Source organism: Lysinibacillus sp. VIII_CA (assembly GCF_049943995.1).
Taxonomy (GTDB): Bacteria; Bacillota; Bacilli; order Bacillales_A; family Planococcaceae; genus Lysinibacillus; species Lysinibacillus pinottii.
This window is the reverse complement of sequence record NZ_JBNFXM010000016.1, coordinates 30,452-54,454: the sequence shown is the minus strand read 5'-3', so window position 1 is coordinate 54,454 and position 24,003 is coordinate 30,452. Positions and strand designations below refer to the sequence as shown.

The 24,003-nt window shown below is 36.6% G+C and carries 25 protein-coding genes and 2 riboswitches; of the genes, 17 read left to right on the top strand and 8 right to left on the bottom strand.

Going from position 1 to position 24,003, the window contains the following annotated elements; translation table 11 throughout:
- Nucleotides 1–16 precede the first annotated feature (16 nt).
- Nucleotides 17–481, top strand: coding sequence for a YusW family protein (locus ACP3VS_RS18025; RefSeq protein WP_012291954.1), 465 nt, complete (start codon nucleotides 17–19; stop codon nucleotides 479–481).
- Between the two features lie 50 nt (nucleotides 482–531).
- Here the strand turns inward: ACP3VS_RS18025 and ACP3VS_RS18020 are convergent, their stop codons facing one another.
- Nucleotides 532–2,517: a catalase gene (locus ACP3VS_RS18020; RefSeq protein ID WP_426389420.1), complete on the bottom strand. Its 1,986-nt coding sequence runs from the start codon at nucleotides 2,515–2,517 to the stop codon at nucleotides 532–534.
- 172 nt (nucleotides 2,518–2,689) lie between these two features.
- Here ACP3VS_RS18020 and ACP3VS_RS18015 point away from each other — a divergent pair, with 172 nt between their 5' ends.
- The 6 genes from ACP3VS_RS18015 (at nucleotide 2,690) to ACP3VS_RS17990 (ending at nucleotide 7,638) form a co-directional block, all read left to right on the top strand.
- Entirely contained in the window at nucleotides 2,690–3,124 is a 435-nt protein-coding gene (locus tag ACP3VS_RS18015; protein ID WP_012291956.1) for a MarR family winged helix-turn-helix transcriptional regulator, read from the top strand.
- A 49-nt stretch (nucleotides 3,125–3,173) separates the two neighbouring features.
- Nucleotides 3,174–4,157, top strand: coding sequence for a ring-cleaving dioxygenase (locus ACP3VS_RS18010; protein WP_012291957.1), 984 nt, complete (start codon nucleotides 3,174–3,176; stop codon nucleotides 4,155–4,157).
- A gap of 68 nt (nucleotides 4,158–4,225) precedes the next feature.
- Nucleotides 4,226–4,843 (top strand): nitroreductase family protein, encoded by a 618-nt coding sequence (locus tag ACP3VS_RS18005; RefSeq protein ID WP_012291958.1) that lies wholly within the window; start codon nucleotides 4,226–4,228, stop codon nucleotides 4,841–4,843.
- A 64-nt stretch (nucleotides 4,844–4,907) separates the two neighbouring features.
- On the top strand, nucleotides 4,908–5,450 hold the full coding sequence (locus tag ACP3VS_RS18000) for an NADPH-dependent FMN reductase (protein WP_036160389.1): 543 nt from the start codon (nucleotides 4,908–4,910) through the stop codon (nucleotides 5,448–5,450).
- Nucleotides 5,451–5,579: 129 nt separating this feature from the next.
- A complete protein-coding gene (locus tag ACP3VS_RS17995; protein ID WP_012291960.1) occupies nucleotides 5,580–6,980 on the top strand; it encodes an ATP-binding protein in 1,401 nt (466 codons plus the stop codon).
- Nucleotides 6,952–7,638, top strand: a complete 687-nt coding sequence (locus ACP3VS_RS17990; RefSeq protein WP_036160392.1) for a response regulator transcription factor — start codon at nucleotides 6,952–6,954, stop codon at nucleotides 7,636–7,638. Before ACP3VS_RS17995 ends, ACP3VS_RS17990 begins: the two co-directional genes overlap by 29 nt.
- 56 nt (nucleotides 7,639–7,694) lie before the next feature.
- Here ACP3VS_RS17990 and ACP3VS_RS17985 read toward each other — a convergent pair whose 3' ends face one another.
- On the bottom strand, nucleotides 7,695–8,279 hold the full coding sequence (locus ACP3VS_RS17985) for a YdhK family protein (protein ID WP_012291962.1): 585 nt from the start codon (nucleotides 8,277–8,279) through the stop codon (nucleotides 7,695–7,697).
- A 116-nt stretch (nucleotides 8,280–8,395) separates the two neighbouring features.
- Entirely contained in the window at nucleotides 8,396–8,992 is a 597-nt protein-coding gene (locus ACP3VS_RS17980) for a biotin transporter BioY (protein ID WP_031416340.1), read from the bottom strand.
- 154 nt (nucleotides 8,993–9,146) lie between these two features.
- A riboswitch (cobalamin riboswitch) is annotated at nucleotides 9,147–9,336 on the top strand.
- Nucleotides 9,337–9,531: 195 nt separating this feature from the next.
- Between ACP3VS_RS17980 and ACP3VS_RS17975 the strand changes: the two genes are divergently transcribed.
- Both ACP3VS_RS17975 and ACP3VS_RS17970 read left to right on the top strand, forming a co-directional pair.
- A complete protein-coding gene (locus tag ACP3VS_RS17975; RefSeq protein ID WP_012291963.1) occupies nucleotides 9,532–10,578 on the top strand; it encodes a FecCD family ABC transporter permease in 1,047 nt (348 codons plus the stop codon).
- 5 nt (nucleotides 10,579–10,583) lie between these two features.
- On the top strand, nucleotides 10,584–11,375 hold the full coding sequence (locus ACP3VS_RS17970) for an ABC transporter ATP-binding protein (protein WP_012291964.1): 792 nt from the start codon (nucleotides 10,584–10,586) through the stop codon (nucleotides 11,373–11,375).
- An 89-nt stretch (nucleotides 11,376–11,464) separates the two neighbouring features.
- Here ACP3VS_RS17970 and ACP3VS_RS17965 read toward each other — a convergent pair whose 3' ends face one another.
- The 3 genes from ACP3VS_RS17965 to ACP3VS_RS17955 all read right to left on the bottom strand — a co-directional run bounded on the left by ACP3VS_RS17965 (nucleotide 11,465) and on the right by ACP3VS_RS17955 (nucleotide 12,785).
- Nucleotides 11,465–11,779 (bottom strand): DMT family transporter, encoded by a 315-nt coding sequence (locus tag ACP3VS_RS17965; RefSeq protein ID WP_012291965.1) that lies wholly within the window; start codon nucleotides 11,777–11,779, stop codon nucleotides 11,465–11,467.
- Nucleotides 11,779–12,132, bottom strand: coding sequence for a DMT family transporter (locus ACP3VS_RS17960; RefSeq protein ID WP_012291966.1), 354 nt, complete (start codon nucleotides 12,130–12,132; stop codon nucleotides 11,779–11,781). The genes ACP3VS_RS17965 and ACP3VS_RS17960 overlap by 1 nt, the downstream gene beginning before the upstream one ends.
- Nucleotides 12,133–12,203: 71 nt before the next feature.
- Nucleotides 12,204–12,785 (bottom strand): TetR family transcriptional regulator, encoded by a 582-nt coding sequence (locus tag ACP3VS_RS17955; protein ID WP_031416345.1) that lies wholly within the window; start codon nucleotides 12,783–12,785, stop codon nucleotides 12,204–12,206.
- 143 nt (nucleotides 12,786–12,928) lie between these two features.
- On the opposite strand from ACP3VS_RS17955, the gene ACP3VS_RS17950 reads away from it, so the two are divergent.
- The 4 genes from ACP3VS_RS17950 to ACP3VS_RS17935 all read left to right on the top strand — a co-directional run bounded on the left by ACP3VS_RS17950 (nucleotide 12,929) and on the right by ACP3VS_RS17935 (nucleotide 16,935).
- Nucleotides 12,929–13,099, top strand: coding sequence for a hypothetical protein (locus ACP3VS_RS17950; RefSeq protein WP_171821080.1), 171 nt, complete (start codon nucleotides 12,929–12,931; stop codon nucleotides 13,097–13,099).
- A gap of 69 nt (nucleotides 13,100–13,168) precedes the next feature.
- Nucleotides 13,169–14,335 carry an endonuclease Q family protein gene (locus ACP3VS_RS17945; RefSeq protein WP_012291969.1) on the top strand — a complete coding sequence of 389 codons (1,167 nt, stop codon included), beginning with the start codon at nucleotides 13,169–13,171 and terminating at the stop codon, nucleotides 14,333–14,335.
- 103 nt (nucleotides 14,336–14,438) lie between these two features.
- Complete coding sequence (locus ACP3VS_RS17940; protein WP_012291970.1) at nucleotides 14,439–16,061, top strand: S-layer homology domain-containing protein; 1,623 nt, start codon at nucleotides 14,439–14,441, stop codon at nucleotides 16,059–16,061.
- Nucleotides 16,062–16,566: 505 nt separating this feature from the next.
- The gene (locus tag ACP3VS_RS17935) at nucleotides 16,567–16,935 is read left to right on the top strand and encodes an ion channel (protein WP_031416348.1); all 369 of its coding nucleotides are present in this window, start codon (nucleotides 16,567–16,569) and stop codon (nucleotides 16,933–16,935) included.
- A gap of 49 nt (nucleotides 16,936–16,984) precedes the next feature.
- Here the strand turns inward: ACP3VS_RS17935 and ACP3VS_RS17930 are convergent, their stop codons facing one another.
- Nucleotides 16,985–17,272: a DUF2653 family protein gene (locus ACP3VS_RS17930; RefSeq protein ID WP_008176904.1), complete on the bottom strand. Its 288-nt coding sequence runs from the start codon at nucleotides 17,270–17,272 to the stop codon at nucleotides 16,985–16,987.
- On the bottom strand, nucleotides 17,260–17,724 hold the full coding sequence (locus ACP3VS_RS17925; RefSeq protein WP_012291972.1) for a hypothetical protein: 465 nt from the start codon (nucleotides 17,722–17,724) through the stop codon (nucleotides 17,260–17,262). Before ACP3VS_RS17925 ends, ACP3VS_RS17930 begins: the two co-directional genes overlap by 13 nt.
- Before the next feature lie 394 nt (nucleotides 17,725–18,118).
- On the opposite strand from ACP3VS_RS17925, the gene ACP3VS_RS17920 reads away from it, so the two are divergent.
- From ACP3VS_RS17920 to ACP3VS_RS17905, 4 genes are all read left to right on the top strand, one after another.
- Nucleotides 18,119–18,925, top strand: a complete 807-nt coding sequence (locus ACP3VS_RS17920; RefSeq protein WP_230584424.1) for a YdcF family protein — start codon at nucleotides 18,119–18,121, stop codon at nucleotides 18,923–18,925.
- Nucleotides 18,926–18,996: 71 nt separating this feature from the next.
- Nucleotides 18,997–20,283, top strand: coding sequence for an SEL1-like repeat protein (locus tag ACP3VS_RS17915; protein WP_036160398.1), 1,287 nt, complete (start codon nucleotides 18,997–18,999; stop codon nucleotides 20,281–20,283).
- A 629-nt stretch (nucleotides 20,284–20,912) separates the two neighbouring features.
- The gene (locus tag ACP3VS_RS17910) at nucleotides 20,913–22,205 is read left to right on the top strand and encodes a globin-coupled sensor protein (RefSeq protein ID WP_012291975.1); all 1,293 of its coding nucleotides are present in this window, start codon (nucleotides 20,913–20,915) and stop codon (nucleotides 22,203–22,205) included.
- 191 nt (nucleotides 22,206–22,396) lie between these two features.
- The gene (locus ACP3VS_RS17905) at nucleotides 22,397–23,791 is read left to right on the top strand and encodes a protoporphyrinogen oxidase (protein ID WP_036164147.1); all 1,395 of its coding nucleotides are present in this window, start codon (nucleotides 22,397–22,399) and stop codon (nucleotides 23,789–23,791) included.
- A 102-nt stretch (nucleotides 23,792–23,893) separates the two neighbouring features.
- A riboswitch (SAM riboswitch) is annotated at nucleotides 23,894–23,993 on the top strand.
- Nucleotides 23,994–24,003 lie beyond the last annotated feature (10 nt).

Genomic DNA, 24,003 nt, shown 5'->3' with positions numbered 1-24,003 from the left:
AGGAGTGTACAACTAGATGAAATTAAAATTATTATTAGCGATTTCTTTCGTAATGGTTATATTGTATGGCTGTAACAAAGAAGAGGTGAAGGATGTACCTACTAATGCGCCGGCAGATCAGAATGCTTCACAACAGACTGGTGATACGCCTACAGACCAAGTGACATTCAATTTTTTAGAGTTTTCATTAGATGTTGATTATTCTGCTACGGAGTCATACGAGGTAGAGTATGAAAATAAAAAAACAGGTATCTCAGCGAAGTTACAGGATGATCGACAAAATGTAAAGTTACAGGGTGATGAAGCCTATACAAAACTAGAGCCGTTATTTAAGCAGTTAAATTTTGATTCTACCACTCCAAATGATGAAGTGATTGATCAAGTAATTAAAGTTTTTAATATTGAAGATAACTATCAGTCCATTGAAGTCGAAGTAGAGTTTATGGACGGAAATGAGAAGGAATTCAAACGACTACCTTAAAAATGAGACAAGCCAGCTAAAGCGTTAGCTGGCTTTTACATGTATGAACGCTAACGTTCCCAATGTCGATGCTTTGCAAGGAGTTGAATAAAAGAAGGTAAGTTATTAGCAACCCCATTTTTATTGGCGAGATGCTGTGAAAACGATACATTTTTAGCAAGGCCAATTGTTTTAAAGTGCTGGTAGGCTTCTTCAATAAATTGCTCTGCTTTAGCTTGTTGATTCAAATCATGGAAGGAACCAGAAACGTAAATCCCATCATAAAGTACGGAAGAAGCAGTGGCAAATGTTTCATGAATCTCAAAGCCATTTAGTAACCCCTGTTTTGTACTAACTAATTCAACTACTATATTTTTGCTCAGCAGTGTAGCTATTAGCTCATTTAAATTTTCTTCCGTATTTTCTGCTACAATCACCGCTACTTTAAAAGTTTTGACACTTTCTACTGCATTCAAGATTTGGCTAACAGCAGGGGAAGTTTGCATTATGTGCGGGACCTCTACTTGTACAGGAGGTACGATACCAATATTATCTGCAATAGCTGTAGCAAGGGAATGGCTGACATGAGCAAACATATCAACAACTTGTTTTCGAATGGCTTTGCTTTTTACTTTTCCCAGTTCGAAGCTAAAAGCATTGATGATATGTTCCTTTTCAATCTCTGTCATACTCAGCCAAAATAACCTAGCTTGTGTAAAGTGGTCTTTAAAACTTTCACTGCGGGCGCGTACCTTATGTCCCTCTACTTTTTCCTCATAATGTGTATAGCCACCTTCTTCCTCAGAGACAGGGGACGGTGTATTATCAGCTAAGGAATTTTTATGGTAGCTAACTTGCCCAACATTAATCGTTTGTCGACCATAGCCATCTCGTTGATTATTATGGAAGGGACAGATGGGTTTATTAATAGGGATCTCGTGAAAGTTTGGGCCACCTAATCTTATTAACTGTGTATCTGTATAGGAGAATAAGCGGCCTTGTAATAAAGGATCATTAGAGAAGTCAATGCCAGGTACAACATGTCCTACATGAAATGCAGCTTGTTCTGTTTCAGCAAAAAAGTTGTCCACATTTTTATTAAGCGTCATTTTGCCAAGGATACGGACAGGAACTTCTTCTTCAGGCCATATTTTCGTTGCATCTAAAATGTCAAAATTAAATTTGAATTCATCTTCGAGCGGAATAAGCTGCACGCCGAGTTCCCACTCCGGATAATCCCCTCGTTCAATGGATTCCCATAAGTCTCTGCGGTGGAAATCAGGATCTTTACCAGCTATGATTTGTGCCTCATCCCATACTAACGATTTAACACCTAGAACAGGCTTCCAATGAAACTTAACAAAATGGGACTTCCCTTCAGAATTGATGAAACGATAAGTATTCACACCGAAACCTTCCATCATTCGATAGCTTCGTGGAATTGATCTATCTGACATATGCCACATAACCATATGGGCAGATTCCTGATTGTTTGCAATAAAATCCCAAAATGTATCATGGGCACTTTGAGCTTGAGGAATTTCGTTATTTGGTTCGGGCTTTACTGCGTGTACGAAATCGGGGAATTTAATAGCGTCTTGTATAAAAAATATAGGAATGTTATTTCCGACCAAATCATAATTACCTTCCTGTGTATAAAATTTTGTAGCGAAGCCACGTGCATCGCGGACGGTATCAGCGGAGCCTCTTGAGCCTGCAACGGTCGAAAAACGAACAAAGACAGGTGTTTTCGATCCTTTACCATTTAAAAATTGTGCTTTTGTAATGTCACTTGCACATTCATAGGTTTCAAAAATCCCGTGTGCAGCCGATCCACGTGCATGAACGACTCTTTCTGGAATACGTTCATGATCAAAATGCGTCATTTTTTCACGAAAATGAAAATCCTCTAGTAAAGTAGGACCTCGATTGCCAGCCTTTAAAGAATGTTCATCCTCAGCTATTTTTAGCCCTTGATTGGTTGTGAGTGGTTGATTTTTATCACTTACTCGGAATGCTTCTAATTGATGTTGTTTTTGATTGATATCTTTTTTCATTTATAGAATCCTCCTTTATAAGTTACAACTACCTTCTACCCGCAGAGGATGTTCACAAACATTTTCAGCTCACAATTAAAATACGAAACAAAATGATTGCTGATTAAAAATGGATATGTTATTATTATCTCGAATTAAAGATAATTAAATTCGAAATAAGTGAGGGAGTCGTATGAAGGAAGACAATCGTAACTTAAAAGCATTTACGGTCTTGTTCCGAGCATATCAAACGATTCAGGAAGCAACAAAAAGGGATTTACTTCAATTTGACTTAAATCAAACCGAATTTTCAGTCCTTGAATTTCTGTATCATCGTGGCGAGCAGCCCATTCAAGTAATCGGCAAAAGAATATTAATTGCTAGCAGTAGTATTACGTATGTAATTGATAAGCTTGAACAAAAAGGCTATGTATATCGCAAATCTTGCCCTAGAGATCGACGTGTCACTTATGTATTGCTTACACATGAGGGACAAATTTTAATGGAAGAGATTTTCCCTAAGCATGAACAAAAAATAAATGAAATATTTGAAGTATTGGAGCCTCAGGAGCTGGATACAATGATTTTGTCCCTTAAAAAGGTTGGCAAAAATGCTAATGAACATTAAAAAAATTTAAATAAATATCTCGATTTCGAGATAATAGGAGGAGAATTTTATGAACCATTTAAAAGGTGTACACCACGTAACGGCTATTACAAGCAGTGCTGAAGAAAACTATAAATTCTTTACCTATGTATTAGGAATGCGTTTAGTGAAGAAAACAGTAAATCAGGATGACATTCAAACATATCATTTATTCTTTGCAGATGATAAAGGTAGTGCTGGTACAGATATGACGTTTTTTGATTTCCCTAACATTCAAAAAGGTGTACATGGTACGAACGAAATTTCAAAGACTTCCTTCCGTGTGCCAACAGATGCTTCCTTAGAATATTGGGAAAAGCGCTTTGATCGATTGCATGTAAAGCATACTGGTATTAAAGAGCAGTTTGGTAAAAAAACATTATCATTCGTGGATTTTGATGATCAGCAGTATCAGCTTATTTCTGATGAGCATGATACAGGAATTGCATCAGGTACGCCTTGGCAGGTCGGTCCTATTCCACTTAAATATGCTATTACAGGTTTAGGACCAGTATTTATTCGCGTAGCTAATTTCAATTACTTTAAAGATGTTTTAGAAAAAGTAATGCTGTTTACCGAGATTGGGGAGGAGGGTGACTTCCATCTATTTGAAGTAGGTGAGGGTGGAAATGGAGCCCAAGTGATTGTAGAACACAACACTGTGTTACCAGTAGCGCGCCAAGGTTTTGGTACTGTTCACCATGCAGCCTTCCGTGTAGAGGATCGTGCAGTATTAGATGAATGGACTGCGCGTTTTGAAAGCTTTGGTTTCCACACATCTGGCTATGTAAATCGTCATTTCTTTGAATCATTATATGCACGTGTAGCGCCACAAATTTTATTTGAGTTAGCAACAGATGGCCCAGGATTTATGGGGGATGAGCCGTACGAAACTTTAGGAGAAAAACTTTCATTACCACCATTCCTAGAACCAAAACGTACCCAAATTGAAGGCCTTGTTCGCCCTATAGATACTGTAAGAAGTTCCATTACGTTCGATAAAGAATATGAGTAATATTATTTTATTCAGTAGAGAATTTTTTCACTACTGAATGGTTACATATTGGATTGGGGGTTTAATGAATGGAATTTTCCAAATTAATTGATAAGCGTCGATCGGCGAACAATTTTTTAAAGGACGTAAAAATGACTGAGGAAGATATACGTCCAATTTTAGAGGATGTTAAACTTGCTCCGTCAGCTTTTAACTTACAGCATGCCAATTACATCGTTGTGTTAGATGAGACTATGAAGGAAAAAGTAAGAGAAGCTGCATATGGTCAATATAAAGTACATTCAGCTTCTGGGGTCATTCTTGTATTAGGTGATAAAAAAGCTTATAAAAACACGGCTGAACTAAGTCAGGGTATGGTGGACTTAGGGATTATCACAACATATGAGTTAGAAGAAATAGTTGCTGAGAATACTCACTTTTATGAAGATCGCGGCGATGCATTTATGAAAGAAGAAGCGATTCGAAATGCATCTTTGTCAGCAATGTTATTTATGCTAGCAGCGAAAAATCGCGGATGGGACACTTGTCCTATGATAGGCTTCGATAATCAAAAAATGCGTGAGCTTTTCAATGTGCCCGAAGAGCAAGAAATAGCTCTCATGATTACTATTGGGAAAGAAAAAGAAAGCAGTCGTCGTTTACGCGGTTATCGTAAGCCAGTCGAAGAATTTGCCACTTATTATTAAAGTGGTATAAAATTACAAAAGTTATATAAATACTATGAATAATATACATTTAGGAGGAAACATCGTGAAAGTAGTAGCCATCGTAGGGAGTATCCGTAAAGAATCTTATAATATGCAATTAGCTCAATTTATTGAAAAACGTTATGCCGAGAAATTGGATCTAGAAGTGTTAAGTCTGAAGGATTTACCGATGTACAACCAAGATATCGAAAATGAAGCACCACAAGCAGTACTTGATTTTAAAGCGAAAGTAAAGGCTGCAGATGCAGTGTTATGGATAACACCAGAATATAATGGAACTGTTCCAGGTGTGATGGTTAATGCAATTGACTGGTTATCTCGTGTAGATAAAGTAATGATTGGCAAGCCATCTATTATAATGGGTGCATCTATGGGGAATTTAGGTACTGTTAAAGCACAATTACATCTGCGTGATATATTATTCTCACCTGGTATTAATTCACCATTACTAAGTGGTAATGATGTTTATATCGGTGCTGTGCATACTAAATTTGATGAAGAAGGTAATTTGACGGATGAGGGTACAGTGAAATTCTTAGATGTAGTCATCGATAATTTCTTAAACTGGTCAAAAAAATACATTTAATTTAAAACCTAACCCATAAGTTTATAGTATACTTATGGGTCTTTTTCTGTTTGGATCGAGTTTTTTTCTGCATGAAATCTTCATATTTTGCCGATATACTAGTAAGAAACTCTAAAATGGTGGTTACAGATGAGAAAATTATCACTAAAGCTAGGCATCATCTTTTTCATTACATTATTTTGTATTGAAACATTTATGATGTTTTTTTTACACGCCTCATTGACTAATTCTAGAGTCGAAGAAGAATTAGCAAGTTTGCAAGCGAGAGGAAACTCACATCGCACAATATTAGAACAGAACTTTAATAACGAAACATTAGCACATGTCGTCCTGATGGAATCGGAAGAATCTACAGATGTAGTGGTGACAGATGCTGAGGGGATCATTTTAGCCTCCTCGCAACTACATCCTGAAATCAAAGAGCTGATAAAGAAAATAGATGAGACTATTCCATACGAGGGAAAGATTCTACAAGATAACTGGCGAGAGGTAAAAGCTATTGCTACTATTAGTCCAATGAAAAGAGAGCAGACAACGATTGGCTATGTCTTTATGTTTCAAAATACAGACTCAATCCATGCTTTAATGAAACGTTTAAATAAACATTTTCTTATTGTGGGCATTGTCTCTGGTTTAGTAACCATTGCTGTCATCATTGTGTTATCTAGAAAACTTGCGGAACCATTAATTCAGATGAAAGAGGCCACTTTGAAAATGAGTAAAGGGGATTTTACTGTCGCTCTTTCTACAAATGGCAAAGATGAACTTGGAGATTTATCGAATGCCATTCAGCTACTATCCAATGAGTTAAATCATTTAAGGCAGGAACGCGAAGAGTTTTTATCTAGTATTGCCCATGAGCTTCGTACACCGATAACCTTTATTAAAGGCTATACCGATATTCTTTATAAACGTGATTTATCAGCGCAGGATCGACAAAAATATTTAGCCATTATACGGGAAGAGACAAATAGACTTTCTCGTTTAATAAAGGATTTATTTGATCTAGCTAAAATGGATGAAAACTCCTTTATAATTGAAAAACAAAATCTAGATTTACAGGCTTTTTTTACTGGCATTAAGGGGAAATTAAGCCCTGCTTTTCAAGAAAAAGATATCCACTTTGAGGTATGCTGTGAAAACGGCTTAACGTTATGGGCAGATGAGGCAAGATTAGAGCAAATAATAATCAATCTATTAAATAACGCATTGACCTATTGCGGACAGGGAGATACTACCACGGTAAATGTTAAGAAGGTCAATGGTGTTTTAACGATTATTATTCGTGATACAGGAAGAGGGATTCCCAACAAAGATTTACCGTTTATTTTTGAGCGCTTTTACCGTGTAGAAAAATCTAGAAGTCGTGCTTTAGGTGGCTCTGGATTAGGTCTTGCAATTGTTAAGGAACTCGTACAGGCCCATGGGGGAGAAGTGACGGTTAAAAGTGAACTAAATAAAGGGACTGTTTTTGAATTATCGTTTAAAGGAGTAGGAGCGGATGAAAACCATTTTATGCATAGACGATGAACCAAGAATGTTAGATTTATTGACTCTTTATTTAGAGCCCGTGTTTCATTGTAGAGCCATGTCGTCCATTCATGATGCGCTCATATATCTAGAGGAAGAGCATGTTGATTTAGTTCTTTTGGATATTATGATGCCAGAGATGGATGGATTTCAAGTGTGCCAAGAAATCAGGAAGTTTTGGCATGTACCTATCATCATGCTTACGGCAAAAGGAGAGCACTCGGATATTGTAAAAGGATTAAACATTGGGGCAGATGATTATATATTAAAACCTTTCGATGAGGAAGAGCTATTAGCACGTATACATGCTGTATTAAGGAGAACCAAAGTAGAAAACAAAGTCGTTGTCTTTGAGGGGTTACGCTTAGATAAAGAATCCTTTGAATTATATTTTCAACAAGAAGCCATCCCATTAACACCAAAAGAATTTTCCATGATGTCCTTATTTCTAGATTATCAAAATAAAGTATTTTCAAGGGAACATCTTATTAATACAGTTTGGGGATATCATGTATCCATTGAGGATCGCACTATCGATTCCCATGTCCGAAATTTACGTGAAAAATTAAGAAAAAGCGGTTTTCCTGCTGATGATTATTTGCAAACTGTTTGGGGAATCGGCTATAAATGGCATAAGTTTGCGGATCGAAAGCCTTGAGAACATAAAAACTAGAAAACAACCTCTGCCAAATCTATTGGGAGAGGTTGTTCGGATTATTGCGCTGTTAACTCATCTTCTGTTACCCATTTATGATTTTTCACTGTTTCACCATTCGTCGTAGAAATATAATCAACCATATAAACAGTGGTTGGTACAGCTTCTTCAATTCGGACAGTCGCGTTTTTCATTCCTGCCATATGAGTAGCAGTCGTTTTTACCTCTGTGTCAGAGGATAGAGGCGCTTCTCCTACATCAATTAATTCCTCATGGATAATCCATTTATGATTCTCTACACGTTCGCCACCAGATGTTGGATTATAAGAAATAATATAGGCTGTAGTTTTATAGGCACCAACAATTGTCGCTTCAGCACCTTTCATCCCTTCCATATGCCCATCTTTAATCAAAGCGGTACTTCCTACCGGAAATGTTGGATCTTCAGCCTTTTTTAATGTAGCTGGTACTTCTGCTGAGCTAGAATGGTTCATCGTGGAGTGATCCATTTCTGTTTGTTGCTCCGACTCTGGAGTATTATTTGAAGTTGATGAAGGCTCCGTTTTATCTTCAGAACAAGCTGATAAAGTTAGTAAAACAACTGCTAATAATAGTCCACCTGACCACCTTCGTTTGAATGTCATATGAGATTCTCCTTTCTATTTGCCCTTACTGTAACAAACAAATATGCAGAAAGGATGAACATTAACGATTACAAAAAACTTCTTTAGTCCATTAACTTAAGAAGTGGGTGTAAGCGTTATTGAATGGGTAAGATTTTCAATGTTTTTTGCAGTCGGTACGCTAAAAAACCAGCGAAAATAGCTAAAATAATATCTTTTGGAAGTGGGGGGATCATCCAGAGCCAAGCTAATCTATAGGAAAAACCCTCTGGCGCACTGGCCCATAGTTTGTATGCAATAAACAGCCAGTTGGTACCTATTAAATAATTGAGAGCAGTTGCCAAAAATGCCGCTAGAATATAGCTTTTTCTCGTACCACTTCGTTCTACCATTAATCCAGCCATATACGCTGCTAAAATAAAGGTAATAATGAATCCAAATGTGGGGCTTAATAGTTGACTAAAGCCTCCACCAAAGCGAGCAAAGACAGGGGCTCCTGCTAATCCAATGCACATATAAACTGTGCAGGCAAGCGCTCCCTTTCTACTACCCAAAATAAGTCCTGCTAAAATGGCAAAAAGGGTTTGGAGAGTAATCGGTACTCCTCCCACTGTCATAAAGGGTACAAAGGAAGTTATATTGGCGCCGATCATCATAAGGGTAGAAAATAATCCAATATATGCCATATCTACAGTTCTTAATTTTTGATGACTTTGATTTGTTGCTGTTGTCATGATTTCACCTCTTATTTCAGAGTACTTACCGATAGTGTAAAAAACTAAGTTTTTTGTGTCAACTTAATTTTTGTTCATTGTTAACTCAAGTATGCTGGAAATTCCTTGTAGACTAAGTATCTATAAAAATGTATGATAGAATCGTCATAATTTTATAACTTCACATACTATTGGTGTGACATTTGAAACAATGTCGCTTAAAAGGGAAATCGGTGGAAGTCCGATGCTGTCCCGCAACTGTAACGAGGAGTCCTATCATGTTTATTTGCCACTATTAAAATGGGAAGGCTAATTATAGGATGATGAATCGAAGCCAGGAGACCTGCCAATAAGTAATACCTGTAATGCCCACGAGGATGCAAGCAATTACGGACAATAGCTGGATTTTCTGACTTTGTTTATTCGAGGGTATTTTTGTGCATATTTTGCACGAAATGCCCTTTTTTTATTGAGTGCTAACTGAAGTAAGAGGATCTGGCCAAAATCATGCGAAAGTATATTTAATTGCTTCATTCATCATCTTAGTAGGAGTTTAATGAATGAATAAAAAATTTATGTTATTTTCTTTAGTGCTTCTTTTAGTATTAATCGTATCCATGACATTTGCTGTGATGGTAGGATCTGTTTCTGTGACGCCATTATATGTATGGAAAGTAATTCTTTCAAAATTACCCTTTATACAACAAACAATAGAGCAGGATTGGAGTCGCTCACAGGAAATTATTATATGGCAAATAAGAGTACCCCGTGTCATCCTTGCGGCTATTGTTGGAGCGGGTTTAGCCATTGCAGGGGCAGCAATTCAGGCACTTGTAAGAAATTCCATTGCAGACCCGTACATATTAGGAATTTCTTCAGGAGCAGCAGTTGGAGCAACTTCAGTAATTATTTTAGGTGCTTTTTCATTTTTAGGTATTTACGCACTTTCTGTATCAGCTTTTATAGGGTCTTTGCTTGCGATTGGGTTAGTGTTTTTCTTATCGCGCGTAGGTGGCAGGGTCTCGATTTTTCGCTTACTATTGGCAGGAATGGCAGTTTCCTTTATATTAACAGCCATTTCTAATTTTATATTAATGATGTCAAAGCAAGAGGGTGCATTAAAGGCCGTTATGTTTTGGATGTTAGGAAGCTTAGCTGGAGCTAAATGGAGTAATATTATTATTCCAGCTTCCATCTTTTTCATAGTGTTTGCCCTTTTATGGCTATTTTATCGAAATTTAAATTTGCTATTACTTGGGGAAGAGGCTGCTGTAACATTAGGAGTCAATCTTCAACAATTTCGCATACAGCTCATATTACTTGTCTCTCTTTTAACGGGGGTACTTGTAGCAGTCAGTGGTTCTATCGGATTTGTGGGATTAATTATTCCGCATATAGTACGGTTAATTGTCGGTTCTAACTATAAATATGTAATACCGGTCAGTGCTTTATTAGGAGGGATATTCTTAGTCTGGGCAGATGCTTTAGCTCGCATTATAATTGCCCCACAGGAGATGCCAATCGGTATTATTACAGCTTTCTGTGGGGGACCATTTTTCATTTGGTTGCTCCGTCGTAACAATTATTCTTTCGGTGAAGGAGATTAAGTTCTATGACATTAGAAGCAAAACAAGTATCATTCTCCATTTACGATCAGCAAATACTTCACGAGGTAAGTGTAAAAATAAAGAAAAAGCAATTTGTCGGGTTAATCGGCCCTAATGGTAGTGGGAAGTCGACCTTGCTTAAAAATATGTATCGTCTCCTAAAGCCGGAAAGTGGGACAGTCTTGTTAAATGAACAAGATATTTTAAAGCAATCTAGTAAAGCCATTGCTAAAAATTTAGCCGTTGTGAGTCAAGAAACACCTGTATTATTTGACTTTACTGTTCACGATTTAGTCAGTATGGGAAGGACTCCACATAAAAAGCTTTTAGAGCTTGATCAGGAACAGGATTTTCAAATTGTTAAAAATGCTCTCAAGCAAACGGGTATATTGCATCTCGCGAAACGAAGCTTTAGCTCACTTTCCGGTGGGGAAAAGAAGCGTGTCATGGTGGCAAGAGCACTTGCTCAGCAAGCACACGTACTTATATTAGATGAACCAACAAATCATTTAGATATTCAACATCAACTTCAGTTGATGGACTTAATTCAAACCTTACATCTAACAGTAGTAGCCGCTTTGCATGACTTGAATATCGCCGCAATGTACTGTGATCAAATTTATGTTTTACAGCGTGGACGCATTGTTTGTCATGGTACACCAGAAGAAGTGCTTACACCATCATTACTGCAAGAAGTATTTGGAGTATTTGCAGATATTCAAACACATACACTGACGGGTAAACCGTATCTTACATATGTCCCTGAACAATTTGCAAGAAGGACCAACCCTATTTAGTAATCACAATTGTCTTGCCTCAATCATTTAACATCATCTAAATAAAAAGGGCGCCACTTCATTAAGAGGGCGCCCTTTGTAATCAAATATCAAGATACTGCTTTTAAACCTGCAACTCCAATGATAATTGCAACGATACTGATGATTCGTGCAAGGTTTTTAGATTCCCCAAAGAACATAATATTGACAAGCACGGCACCTACAGTTCCAATACCAACCCAAACAACATAGGCGATACTTAATTGTAAATAATTGAAGGAAGCATATAAAAGTGCAAAAGATAAACCAAAGCCTCCGATGTATAATAATAAATTTCGGACGGTTTTATGTTGACTATAAAAGCGTAAACCAATGACACCGACTATTTCCGCCACTGCTGCTAATATAACGAATACCCAGCCCATTATGCATCCACTCCTTTTGTCGTACTAGGATCTTTCGATGGATTATCCGCCAATTTTAGGCCAATAACGCCCAACACTAAAATAACCATAAATATCCCCTTAATCGCATTAAAGTCACCATTGAAAATAAAAATATCCATTAAGGTCGTTCCGATTGCACCTGCTCCAGCGAAAATTGCATAGACAGTACCAGTAGGAAGTTTTTCACAAGCCTTTGATAAGAAGTGAAAATCAATAGCGATAATAGATACAATAATGATCCAATGCCACCATGAATTTGCTACATTAAAACCGAATATCCAGAACAATTCAAATAAACTTGTTAGTCCTACATACATCCATTCTTTTTGCATAAATAAATTCCTTTCATAGTAAAATATTATGACTGACATTCAGTCATTTTTGAGGTAAAAGAGAACGCCACTTATGCGTGACGTAGGCCAAGTGCATGATATAAAAAGTCTAGAAGCTCAAGTTTAAGCAGTTGCATGGTTTCATCCTTACTATCGTCAAACAAATAAATTTGTTCGGCAGCAGATTCAATTAGCCCAATGATAAGCTTGGCTGAACGTGATGGGTTAATGGAATCTCGTATGACTCCTTGCTGTTGAGCCGTTAATAAGAAATTACTCATCCAATGATAGTAGGGTGAATAGATGTTTTCCCATTCTTTCAAATGCTCAGTTTGTGCAATACCCGCATAAATAAGTGCAACGATATCTCCATATTCTTTCGTAATTAAGAAAATCATTTCAACCACTTCTTCAAGCTGCTGTTCAAAGGGTTTATGATCTGAAACTCCTTCTTCGACAGTCGCTATAATGCGCTCTACCATATTTTTTGCAATAGCAGGCATAACTGAAAGGCGCGATGGGAAATAAAGATAAAATGTTCCTTGTGCAATACCAGCGGCCTTTACGATATCTGAAACCTTTGTTTTTTCAATACCTTTTTCTCGAAATACTTCAATGGCTGCTTGAATAATTTTTTCTTCCTTTGACATGATATCCCTCACTTTTGCCATCTTTATTAGTATGTTACAGGAGAGAAAAATGAATGTCAACGAAAAATGACTGATAGTCAGTCATTTTTAGGTAAGTATAGTTGTTTTAAATTCGGGGAACTTTATATTTGAAAGGATTGATGACAATGGAAGACATTAAATTTGCACAATTAGATCCACAGCAACTTGCGAAAATTAATGAACTGGAGAAAAAAATGGGTGTCACATTAGTTGCCTATGATTCATCATCTACACCCCCACACAGCTCTGGGGCTTATGAGGAAAATAATAGCACAACCAATCATCATCCATCATAATAAAATGTGAAATGCCTTGCAGTCATGTAAGGTATTTTCGTTTAAGTAGCGCTTAAGGAGTGAATGAACATGAAAGAATTCTATGCTGATTTACATATTCATATTGGTCGTACAGCCAAAGGGCGTGCCGTGAAAATTACTGGCAGTAAAACGTTGACATTAGCCCGTATATTGGAGACTGCTAGTGCAAGAAAGGGACTGGACATCATTGGTATTATTGATTGCCATTCGCCCGAGGTAATAGAAGAAATGAAAGTGATGATTGACCAAGGAGAACTGGTGGAGCTGGCAGAGGGTGGACTACGTTTTCAAGAAACGACACTGATTCCTGGTTCAGAAATAGAAATCTATGACCATCATTGTCATGGTCCCATTCATGTACTTGCTTACTTTCCTACATTATTGCGAATGGAACAATTTTCAGATTGGATGTCTCAGCATATGAAAAACATTCATTTAAGCTCACAACGAATTTACTGTGAAGGAAGGACATTACAAAAAAAGGTCCGTGAGTTGGGAGGGCTATTTATCCCTGCACATGTATTTACCCCATTTAAAAGTTTATATGGGAAAGGTGTTCATCGCAGTTTAACAGAGGTTTTTGATCCGCAGCTAATAGATGCCATTGAATTAGGGTTAAGCTCAGATACAAACATGGTACGCCAGATTAAAGAGCTTCAATCCTATCCATTCGTGAGTAATTCTGACGCTCATTCTCTTGGAAAACTGGCACGTGAGTATCAAAAATTACGATTAGCAGATGCAAATTTTATAGAATTACAAATGGCTCTCCGTGATCAACAGGGACGAGCCATAATAGCCAATTATGGCTTAAATCCATTGCTAGGTAAATATCATCAGACAGTTTGTAGTAAATGTGGAGAACAGCTTAGTAACGAGGCTATGATTTGTACGAACTGTGAAAGTACGCAAATCATAAAAGGCGTTGCTACACGTATTCAGGAGTTATCAGAGAATTTTCCACATGAAAAAAATAGACCACCGTATATCCATCAAGTACCGCTCGATTTTATTCCAGGGATTGGCCCAAAAATGATGGAACGACTACTACATGCTTTCGGAACAGAGATGAATATTTTACACCAAGTTACCATGGAACAGCTTGAACAAATAGTGCCACATAAAATAGCCAAATTAATTGATGCGGCAAGAACAGGTCATTTAGATATTGAAGTTGGTGGTGGAGGAATTTATGGGAAGGTACACATGGAATAGCAAAAATGATTAAAAAACATTGCTGGGTTTTTAACCTATTTTTATCCTTCTTCTAGTAAAATAGTTAAAACAATTACTATTTTTTAGGTAGGGGAGAGAGTGTATGAAACTTTCAAAGAAATGCCGATTTTTAGCTACTAGTATGCTAGCATTACAATTAACGATACCTGTCGTTGCGAATGCTGAAGAAACAGGAGATTACATAGCACCAAGTTGGACTACTCAGGCAGATTATGTAGCTCTAGGTGATTCAATTGCACATGGGATGAATGAGGTCGGTGCAATCGGATTAGGCTACCCAGATTATGTTGCACAAGCTTTACAAAAAGAGGGTTTCATTACTTCTTTTAATAAAGGCTTTGCGATGTCAGGCTATACAACAAAAAATGTGTTGGCAGATATACAAAATGATGTTGCAAAAACAGTGACAGGTTTTGGCTATCCCATTGAACAGGTTAAATTAAAAGCATCTATTAAAGAGGCAGAGATTATTACGTTAACTATTGGTGCTAATGATTTACTGCCAATATTAAAAGAATCACAGACAGCGGGAATTGATACACTAGCCATTATAAAGGCTACAAAAGAGGCTGTAACCAATATTGCAGCAATTTTAACTGAAATAAAAAAACTAAATCCACAAGCAGAAGTTTATGTGATGGGCTATTACAATTCGTTCCCCTATTATGGTGAGAGCCTACAAAATCAATTTAAAATACTATTGGCTACAATGAATACAACCATTAAAACGACAGTTGAAAAGGCTGGAGCATTTTTTGTACCAACATCTGATATTGTAGCAAAGGATGTTCCAAGCTATCTTCCAAATCCAGAAAATATTCATTTAAGTGAAGCCGGTTATTTCGCAGTAGCCAATGAGGCATTTTTACCAATCATAAAAACTAGTTCCTTATGGGATGTAACAAATGCTATTCAAGTACATGTGAAAGATCATAAAACTGTGGATATAAGTTGGCGAGAAGCGACGGATAATGTAGGTGTGGAAAATTACCAAGTATATGTAAATGGGAAATTAGCTTCAACAGTAACTGCTGATACAACAGAGATGACACTTACGGATCTGACTGAGAATACAGACTACACTATTACAATAAAAGCAATTGATGCTGCTGGTAATGAAAGTGTTCAAAATCCAACAGCGGCTTTCACTACTAGAGAAACGATACGTTTTACAGATACAGCTCATCATTGGGCAAAAGAGTATATTCAACAAGCAGCAGAAGCGGGGATGATGAATGGCTATCCAGATGGTACATTTAAACCTAATCAAAATGTGACACGAGCACAAGTAGCTTCAATACTAGTGAGAAGTCTGGGGATATCAACACAGGAAAAGACGCCGTTTACAGATATCGCCAAATATGATGCGAAAACACAGTCGGAAATTGCGGCAGCGTATGCACATGGCATTATTAAGGGGGCCGATGGGAAATTCAACCCTGCAAGACCTGTAAGCCGCGCTGAATTAGCAGTAATGATTGAGCGTGCCTATGAGCAACAATTTAAACAGCCTTATATTGTCCAAGGAAGTTCACCATTTACAGATATTACATCTTATAATGCAGAGACAAAACATGCCATCACGATGTTATTTGAGCTAGGAATTGTGTCCGGAGATGGACAGAAGTATTCACCAGCGGCTTCAACTACAAGAGGGCAAGCAGCTAAAATAATGGTGAATCTGAATCAATTATTCAATAAGTAGACCATCAAAGGTAGAGGTGAAATGGCGCCTCTACCTTTTAACGTTTTCGTGATAAATGAAAGCTTCTATGTTTTTATTCGTCATACAACTTTTTCAGCAACGTTTTCATTACCTGTCAAGTGACGAGGACCTGCCTGACAGTGTTGTTCACCACCGGTTTTTCTTTGGAAAAGATTTTCGTAATGATTGAAGCGCCATTACACAGTTCAACTGTATACCGCAAATGCTATAGCGACATAAACTAAACATTAATAAGCGATAAGGATAAAAATGAGATTGAACTTGTCCTAAATTACTACAATTTAGATCAGGTTTAAAAATAAATGTGTTGAATACCCTCTAATGATAGTTATAGGGTGTTTTTTTATGATTAAAAGAAATAAGATTTGTCTAGATAAAATTATAGTAGGTAAATACCTGGGTTAGAGGATAATATATGAATATAAGCAATACTTTTAATTCGTACTTATATAGAGTTTACTGAATTAAAGAAAGGAAAATGAGGATGTTATCATTTATTTTATCTACCAAAAGATTAGTTAAAGGATTGTGGCGGTCATTTAAAAGACCCCAGTTTCTTTCATTATTTACAACTCTATTCCTCATCATTCTATCGGGTACGTTGTTTTACAAGGGGACAGAGGGGTGGCATTGGCTAGATGCCATGTATTTTGCCGTAGTCAGCTTGATTCCAACAGGCGTAGAAACGGGGCTATATCCAACAACCTCGTTCTCCAAGATTTTTACCATGATCTATCTTATTGTAGGTACGGGTGTAATGTTTATTATGTTGCTCACGCTTGGCCGCTCTATCGTAGACTTTTCCTTAAATGAGGAGGAAGCGGTTGCGGTTAAGAAACGTTTGAAAAAGTAAAATAGCCGTACAATGAATCTGGTGAAAGATTCATTGTACGGCTATATTTTTATGAAAGTTTAGCTATAATGCCTTCTTCGTCGTCTAAAACAAGTTCAATACCTGTTGAAAAAGGATCACCATGTAGAACATCTTTTATCCAAACACGTAAGGCACCAATCATGGCTCCTGTATTGAGTATTTCGATTTGACCATTTACTTCAACCTCCGCACCGAAGCCTGTGTCATCATCATATGTCAATTCGACGATAACATCCTCTGGGCGAATGCTCTTATAATACGCTTGAGATAAACAAATAGCGTTAATAATATCTTGTTCGTTAATTATTTGTGCCATTGGGCTTCCTCTTTGCGTTTTTTATCTTTAAACATATTCATAATTTTTACGACTAGCATCACAATAACAGCAATTGCAGCTACGTTAATGAGCAATCCTAAGATGTTTCCAAGTAAACCCATACCGCTAAATAAGCTACCGAATAATAAACCTGCAAGTCCCCCAAGCATTAAACCTTTCATAAGACCACCCGAGAAGAAACCACCTTTTTTAGTTGTATCAGCTTTATTTGTTGAGTTGGTATTGTTTTTATTTGTTGTGGCATTTTTTTGATCTTTAGAAGTGTCCTGAGACTTCTGGATATTTGAGCTATTGTTATTATTTGAGAAGCCTTTTTTACCTGATTTATAGGACTTAGCCTCTGCTGTTGGTGTGTCAGAGATGAATAATGCTGCACCAACTGTGGAAAATATCAGTGTCGCTGCAAATAGAGCGGCAAGAATTTTTTTCATTACTTACATTCCTCCAATATAATTTTTGGTTTGGTCATAAACTAGTTCTTATATAGTAATATTACATGAACTTTATTAAAAAATAAAACCAATACCTTCTATAAATAAGCAATATCAAAAAATTTGAACAAATAGTGACAGATGTAGCATTTGGGAAAATTATATAATAGAAAGAGGTGAAACGATGCTAGTTACATTCATATTCTTCATCTCCATATTTTTATTGCTGTACCTGACAGAAAAAAGGCGTTTCCTTAACGCGGTAGCTCTGGGTTTGATAGGTGTATATATAGTCAGGGTGCTCATTATACATTTTCCTTTATTACTGCCGAATAATCAGGGCATCATATCAGAAATGGGGATTTTTATTATACTAGGAAGCTTTCCTAGTATCATGTTTATGTTATCTATAGCTATGTTTTTCAATAGTAAGGTTTTGTTAGAGAAGGAAGGACGTAAAGTAAGGAATTTAATGTTAGCTATTATGGGGCTTAGTTTTGTTATTATGATGATAGGGTATGTATTCGTTATTTTTATTCAGATTGAAAATGTGCTTTGGCATATTCTTTTCTTCTATGCCTTTTTAATTTTTGGCTATACCATGTTTTTATACACAAGTGTCCTAGCATACGCTGTATTGTATCATTTCACACCTATACGCTATGAACCAAACTATATAATAGCTCTTGGATCAGGATTAATTGGGGATAGAGTTCCACCACTTTTAGCAAGTCGCTTAAATGAAGCGGTAAAGCAATACAAGAAGTACGGGGAAAGACCGTTTATCATTGTCTCAGGTGGTCAAGGGACTGATGAAAACGTATCTGAGGCAAAGGCTATGAAAAAATATTTATTAGATGTTCATGATATTCCCGCTAATAAAGTTCTAATGGAAGATCAGTCAACCAATACAGAAGAAAATATGATTTTTACGAAAAACATAATGGATCAGCATGCTCAAGGAGAAAAATATCGTTCCATATTTGTGACAAATAATTTTCACGTATTTCGCGCAAGTCTCTATGCAAAAAAAGCAAAATTAGATGCAGAAGGAGTTGGCTCAAAAACAGCCTTTTACTATGTTCCTAATGCATTTACAAGAGAATTTATAGGCTTATTAGAAATGAATAAGTGGGCCCATATGACAGTTTTTTTGATCATTACGCTATTCATAGGCTTACTGTTGCGAGCATATGTGTAACCAAAAATCAACTGTCTTCCATATAATAATGGCAAGACAGTTTTTTACATAATGTGCAAGGGAGGAAAACAATGTACGAGCAAATTTTAGCTAAGCGCAATAAGGAACGCATTCAGTCCCTACAAGAAATCATGCAAACAAAAAATACAATGTTTGCTCAAAATATTACATTACTAACATTCACTGAAGTTAACTTAACAGCCTTGCAAAAAATACTGTATCAAATAGTGCGAGGGTTATTAAAAGATCAGCAACAGCGACATTTACAAATTGTCCATTCAGATCAAACTCAATCTGTGCAGGATAATGTTTTAACGTTGTTAGCAGAGTATGATGATGTGTTGCGTGATGCCATTCCACAACCAATCTATATACTCATTTGGCAAATTTCATCCCTCGAAAGGTTAACAAGCAGAGTAGAAGTTGTAGATGATGTACTTGATGTTGTTGAATGGTATTTCGACCATCAGGATGATCAAGTCAAGATTTTAGATGAAGAAGATTTAGATCATGAGGTAATGATTGATTTATATAAAGAGGCGGTTGAAGATCAAGACACGGATGCACAATATCAGCTAGGGGAGTATTACAATGCTAAGGAAGGGAATTGTTTTCAACCTGAAAAATCATTAAAATGGTTCGAATTAGCCGCAGCCCAAGGAAATGCAGATGCTCAATATGTGCTAGGGAATTTTTATTTTGAGGGAGTCGGTGTTGAGGAGAATTACACGCAGGCCTTTTCTTTATATGAAAGGGCTGCTTTACAAGGGCATGCCGATGCTGCCAATAATTTAGCGGATATGTACTTTAATGGAGAGGGTGTGCCGCTGGATTTTACTCTGGCAAGAAAATGGTTTGATTTTGCAGCTAGTAAGAATGTGGCAGAGGCTATGTTTACGCTAGGAATTATTTATGAGCAAGGATTAGGAGTCAATAAAGATACAAATGCAGCTTTTAATATGTATAAAAAGTCTGCCGAAGCAGGATATGTGGAAGCGCAGTATCGTCTAGGGGGTATTTATCTAGAGGGGCGCCTTGATCAAGCAAAAGATATAAATCGAGGTCTATTTTGGTATGAAAGAGCTGCAGAGCAATTTCATATCGATGCCTTTTATGATTTAGGCTTTATTTGGAGTAAAGGTTTAACAGGCATCCGAAATATTGAAAAGGGCATTCATTGGTTTAAACAGGCTGCTCTACAAGGGGATGCAGATGCAAAGCTACAACTTGGTCATATATATAATAATGGTGAAGGCATTGCTAGAAATCTGAAGGAGGCTCTTAAGTGGTATAGACTTGCTGCAGATGCTGGCATAGAAGAAGCGGCTAAAATAGTAGAGGAACTTAAGGGATTGTAAATTTTATATTAAAATTTCATAGCTCAATAAGATTATTTATACGAATGTATATAATGAACCTTTTGTATTGTTAGAGAGCTAGATGTTAGGTATTTATGATTATTTAAAATGAAGGTATAAAATATTAATATAGTGAAATTCAATGATGATTGATCGAAAAATAGAAAAAAGGTAAAAAAAATAAGCATAATCAAACAAACAAATGAAACAAAAGGCTACCAATAATATTGTGGTAGCTTTTTTTTGATGATATTCATACAATGTAACAACAAGGACTTTATATACATATTATGTAAAATTATGGTAATGATAAAATTGACAGTATTTTTTAAAATGTTTAAGGTAAATGAGTAATTTTGAAATGAATCAAACATAAATAAATCGACTGTAGTCAATGTATAGAGAAGATCTGTTAGTTGGGTGCAAATTACCTTTTATTCATGATAGAACAATGTGTGACTGCTTTTTTGGGAGGAAGAAGTGTGACAAATGAAATAGCTGAAGCAAATGGGCTCATAGTAATATGCTAAGCTATTTATCGGTATTTTTTGTTGTATCAATCAATATGCTAAAAGGTATTTGTTGTTTCTCAGCCTAATAAAGTAAACGGGACGAAAGAGGGAAGATAAGTGATTTTTCAAAAACAGAGTAAGACGAAGGCGTTGGATTTACAGCAATATACGGTGAAAATGGATCTGTCTAATCGCCAATTAATGGTGAAGCAAATTGAAATGCTGAATGTAACGAAGCAGGACTTACAATATTTAAAAGCATTCCAGCCGTATGTTATGGACAATGTAGACCACATCGTAAACCGTTTTTACAATATGATCGGTACCGAACAACATTTGGTAAATATCATTAGTCATCATAGTTCTGTAGAAAAGCTTAAAGTAACGTTACGGCAGCATATTATTGAAATGTTTAATGGAACGATTGATGAGGTGTATTACCAAAGGCGTGTGAAAATTGCAAAGGTGCACGTCCATATTGGGCTTAGAACACAATGGTATATTTGCGCATTCCAAGATTTATCTCTCTCATTTATAGACTTGGTTGAACAGCATATTGGTCATCCGCAAGATCAGTTTAATACAATAAGAGCTATTTCTAAAATTTGTAATTTTGAGCAACAACTTGTTTTAGAGGCATATGAAAATACAGTGGAACAGCATAAAGAAAACATGGAACAAGAAAAAGAAGTAATTGAACGACAAATTGTACAATCCTCTGAATTACTTGCAGCCATTTCACAGGAAACCAATAGTTCATTTTGCAGACTAAGCGAGCAGTCTGGGGATATTGAACAATTGGCGAAGAGATCACTAGAAGTGTCTACTCTTGCTGAAAACCAAGCACTGGATGGACGTGAATGTTTAAAGAAACAATCACAAAATATGCACAATATTATTCAATCTCTTCATGATATAGAAGAAAATATTGAACAATTATCTGATATGTCGAAGGAAATGGAAACGATTATGAGTGTCGTTACCAATATTGCCAATCAGACTAATTTGTTGGCTTTAAATGCCGCTATTGAAGCAGCCCGTGCCGGAGAAGCAGGGAAGGGATTTAGTGTAGTAGCTGATGAAGTACGTAAATTATCCATTCAAACAAAGGAATCTGTCACGGCTGTTGCATTATTGCTGCAAAAAACGAGTGAACGCACAGAGAAGTTAGAGCAATCTCTCATTAATATCCAAGATGAGGTGGCATCTGGTGAGGATAATATGTTACACACGGAAGGTCAATTTACAAATATAGTAGGTGCAATGACAGAAGCAAAAGATCAAAATGATTGCATGGCGACGAAAATACAAGCAATTGCAGGTATATTAAGTGGGTTGGGTACTTCTTTTACTGAAGTAACGAACTCAGCAGAAAAATTAGCTAGCTTTGCCCAAAATTTAAAAAGCTAGACCACTAGTAACAATATTTAACACTATAGTACTCATTGTAATGTGTGTTTAGTAAGTATCATTCTTTTGAGCTAGAGTTATCTCACGGTTGAGATAGCTCTATTTTTGCTAAATTTGTAAAGGGTTTAACGTAATTTTCAATGAAAATAAGTTTATACTGTAGACAGAACTAAAAATAGGGGCGGTTTACTATGAAAACAGTTGTTGTATTAGGTGGCGGTATTACTGGGTTATGCACAATGCATTATCTACAACGTCAAGTGAAGGAAAAAAATTTAGATGTTCAGCTAGTGCTCGTAGAAAAAAATACATATTTAGGTGGTAAATTATATTCAGCCTATGAACAAGGTTTTATTATGGAAACTGGTGCTGATTCTATTGTAGCTCGCCATAAAGGTGTAATGGAGCTAGTGCAGGAGCTAGATTTTGAAGATCATCTCGTTTACAACGAAACAGGTATATCCTATATTTATACAAATAACGAGCTGCACGCCATCCCAGCGGATTCTACTTTCGGTATACCTATGAGTGTGGCATCACTTGAAGAAAGCACACTTATCTCTGATCAGGCCAAACAAGAAGCTTTAAAAGATTTAACTTTACCCAATGCAGGCTTTACAAAAGAAAGCTCGATAGGGGAATTTCTAACTTATTACCTTGGTGAAGAGCTAGTGGAAAATCAAATTGCACCAGTTCTAGCAGGTGTCTATTCTGGTGATTTACACCAGCTTTCTATTGCCTCCACTTTACCGTATTTAATTGACTATAAAAATGAATATGGAAGTATCATAAAAGGTTTTGATGCGAATCGTGAGCAATTTGTTAAAGCAGCTAATAAAAAATTTATTTCATTTCAAAATGGATTATCCTCTTTAATTGAGCGATTAGAGCAAACATTAACAGATGTAGACATCATTAAAGGTGTAGCCACAAGTCAGGTCAAAAAAATGGAGAACCACTTTTTGATTTCCTTAACAAGTGGTCAAAACATTGAGGCAGATTATGTTGTTCTAGCACTACCAAATGAGGCAGTCCAAAGTATATTGCAGGACGACTCCTTAACACATTATTTTAATCAGTTTACTACAGCGTCAGCCATTACCATTTATCTGGGCTTTGATGTGCCTGATGCAAACTTACCAGCGGATGGTACAGGCTATATTGTATCTCATAATTCTGATGTCACTTGTAATGCAGCAACTTGGACGAGTCGTAAGTGGAAGCATACATCGAAAAACAATCAATTACTTGTGCGCCTATTCTATAAGAGTATAAATCCGGCGTATGAGCAGTTACGTGATATGACTGATGATGAATTGGCAGCGGTTGCTTTAGAAGATGTTCGAAAAAGCCTAGGAATCGATGAAAAACCAACCGTTGTGAATGTTACAAAGTGGATTGATCAAATGCCTAAATATGACTTAGCACATCGTGAAGCGCTGCAAGGCTTATTACTAGAGCTAAATGAAAACTACCCGAATTTATCGATAGCAGGTTGCTCTTATTTTGGAGTAGGTATTGGTGCTTGCATTCAAAATGGGAAAAAAATTGGTGAAGAGCTTGCGGAAGAACTATCCAATCTTTAAGTTTTTAAGCGGAAAAATTCTTTGTTGTGAGAAATAGTCTTGACTCATACGTCTGTAAACGATATGATTCTTTTAATTATTTAAAAAATTCATACTTAATAATTCTTATCAAGAGAAGCAGAGGGACTGGCCCATTGAAGCTTCAGCAACCAACTTTTTGTCAGGTGCTAAATCCAGAAGACCGTTGAGTCGAAGATGAGAAGGAACAATAA